The 2,857-nt window shown below is 61.0% G+C and carries 3 protein-coding genes; all 3 read left to right on the top strand.

The features are described 5' to 3' along the window. A partial coding sequence (locus tag VEJ16_11285; protein ID HYB10246.1) for a phosphonoacetate hydrolase occupies positions 1–568 on the top strand: 568 nt, incomplete at its 5' end. A gap of 34 nt (positions 569–602) precedes the next feature. Then, complete coding sequence (locus VEJ16_11280; protein ID HYB10245.1) at positions 603–1,706, top strand: zinc-binding dehydrogenase; 1,104 nt, start codon at positions 603–605, stop codon at positions 1,704–1,706. Between the two features lie 3 nt (positions 1,707–1,709). Continuing rightward, positions 1,710–2,857: aldehyde dehydrogenase family protein (locus VEJ16_11275; GenBank protein ID HYB10244.1), on the top strand; the 1,148-nt coding region annotated here is incomplete at its 3' end.

Raw genomic sequence — 2,857 nt, 5'->3', positions numbered from 1 at the left:
TGTCGTTAAAAAGCTCATCGCTCTCGGTGCCACAGTGGCGATCACGGCGGACCATGGGATGAACGACAAGTCGGCCACCGACGGGACAGCGAATGTCGTTTATCTTGAGGACGAACTCAATTTGCACTTTGGTGCGAGATCGGTGCGGGTCATCTGCCCGATCGCCGATCCGTTCGTGCGCCATCACGGTGCGCTGGGTTCGTTCGTACGGGTGCATTTGCGCAAGGCGGGCGACGTTGCGGCCATGATGGCGTTCAGCCGTTCGCTGCCGGGCGTCGAACTCGTCCTCGACAGGCGACACGTGTGCGAACAGTTTCAGCTTCCGCTCGATCGGGAGGGAGATTTCGCCGTCTTCGGCGATCGCAACACGGTCCTCGGCGCACGGCGCGAGGACCATGATCTGAGCCTTTTGGCGGGACAGCGCCTGCGTTCGCACGGCGGTCTCGCCGAGCGCAGGGTTCCGTTCCTGCTGTCGCGGCCGCTCAATGCGGTCTATCGCAAGCGAGCGAAGGCGGGGCCGCTTTACAACTACGATATGTTCGATTTTGCGCTGAACGGGGTCGAATAGTCGACCGGCGCGGTCGAAACCACCGGGAGCAGACATGCGCACCGCCAAGGCCGCTGTTTACCAAGCGCCCAACACCCCTTTCGTTCTAAAGGAGTTTCCGTTACGTCCCGCCAAGCGCGGCGAAGTTCTGGTGCGGGTGACGATGTCGACGATCTGCCGCTCGGACATTCATTCCTACGAAGGCCGCCGACCCAATCCCTGCCCGGGAATTCTTGGCCATGAGATCATCGGCAGCATCGAGGAAATGGGTGAAGGTATCGACAAAGATATGCGAGGTGATTCGCTCAGAGTCGGCGACCGCGTCACCTGGAGCGAATATTTCTTCGACGGGCAGTGCTACTACCGCGAAGTCCTCGACATGCCGCAGAAGTGTCATGGCGTGCGCAAATACGGTCACGACCTCGCGGAAACGGATCCGCATTTGCTCGGAGGGTTCGCCGAGTATTGCTACATCCTGCCTGGTACCTGGATTCTAAAGCTTCCCCCAGAGCTCAGCGACGAGGAGGCAACACCGCTCAATTGCGGCGTGGCAACGATGGTGTCGGTGACCCAAGCCGCCGAAATCCAAATGGGCGATGCCGTGGTCATTCAGGGGCTCGGCTTGCTTGGCCTGTACGGCGCCGCGATGGCAAAAGCCCGGGGTGCGCGGTGCGTGATCGGTCTCGATGCCGTCGCCAGCCGGCTCAAAGTCGCCAAAAAGTTCGGCGCCGATCACGTCATCGACGTTGGAGCGCTAGCGGCACAATCGGTCATCGACGAGGTGCGCAAGTTGTGCCGCCCTGACGGGGCCGACGCGGTGATCGAGGTTTGCGGGGTGCCGGAAGTCATCCCGCAGGGTTTGCAGATGCTCAGAACCGGCGGCCGCTACGTGCTTGGAGGTTTGGTCAACCCTGACGCCAATGTCACGATCGATGCCAATATGCTGGTCAAGCGCTGGGTCACGATGCGTGGGATTCACAACTATCATCCACGGCATCTGATCCAGGCGCTCGATTTCGTGAGGTCGAACCGCGAGCGGTTCCCGTTCAAGGAGATCGTCGACTCCAAATTCGCTTTGAAGGAGCTCAACGCTGCTTTCAAGAAAGCTTCCGAGCGTAGCGTGCTGCGTGCTGCAATCGTTCCCGACCCTACGGAATAACCGATGCATTCTCCGACGCTCAATTTCGCTCCGCGCGGCCTCTATATCGGCGGTCGATGGATTTCCCCGATTGAGGGTCAGTCCTTTGCCTCCATCAATCCGTCGAACATGGAGAAGCTTGCCGACGTTCCGAGCGCGGGCGGGGCGGATGTCGATAGAGCGGCTGAGGCTGCAAAGGCGGCCTTTAGCGAGTGGTCGCGCGTTCCGATCAAAGAGCGCGCCCGCTGCCTTCAACGTCTGGCCAACGCCATCGAAGAGAACGCTGACGAGCTCGCACTGCTCGACGCCGTCGATTCCGGCAACGCGATCGTCGGCATGCGCGACGACATGATTTGGACCGTGGATTGGCTGCGCTATTGCGCCGCCTTGGTGAGCGAAATCAAGGGAGAGACATTCTCGCAAGGCGATCGCCATCTCAACCTCACACGCCGGCAGCCGTTTGGTGTCGTGGCGAAGATCAATCCGTTCAATCATCCGTTTCGATTTTGCGCTGAGAAGGCGGCAGCGCCACTCGCGGCCGGCAATACTGTGGTGATCAAGGGTTCAGAGCAGGCGCCGCTCTCGAGCTTGCGCCTTGGTGAATTGTGCGACGGGATCTTCCCCGCGGGCGTGGTCAACATCATCACCGGCGGCGGCGAAATCGGTGCCGCGCTTGTGCGCCATCCGCATGTGAGGCGCATCGGCTTTGTCGGATCGGTGCCCACCGGCCGCGCCATCGCGCAAGAGGCGGCAGCGGCTCTCAAACGGGTCAGCCTCGAACTCGGTGGCAAGAATCCGATCGTGATCTTCCCCGACGCCGATCCCAGGAAGGCGGCCATGGCCGCCATCAAGGGCATGAATATGAACCGACAGGGACAATCGTGCAGTTCAACTTCGCGCGTGTTCGTTCACTCATCGCTGCACAAAAGCGTGGTTGCGGAACTCGTGTCGCTCGCCGAGGCACTTCCGGTCGGCGTGCCCTGGCTCAAGCAGAACGCCGTCGGGCCGATCGTCTCGCAACGCCAATTCGAGCGTATCATGGGCTTTATTGAATCAGCCAAGGAAGAAGGCGCAGAACTGCTCACGGGCGGAGGCAAGCCCGCCGATCCGTCGCTCTCCGCCGGATTGTTCATCGCGCCGACGGTCTTCGACAAAGTGACGCCGGCAATGCG

This window comes from Alphaproteobacteria bacterium, from assembly GCA_035625915.1.
Taxonomy (GTDB): domain Bacteria; phylum Pseudomonadota; class Alphaproteobacteria; order JACZXZ01; family JACZXZ01; genus DATDHA01.
Note: the sequence above shows the minus strand (reverse complement) of the source record. Positions and strands in the feature narration are given on the sequence as shown.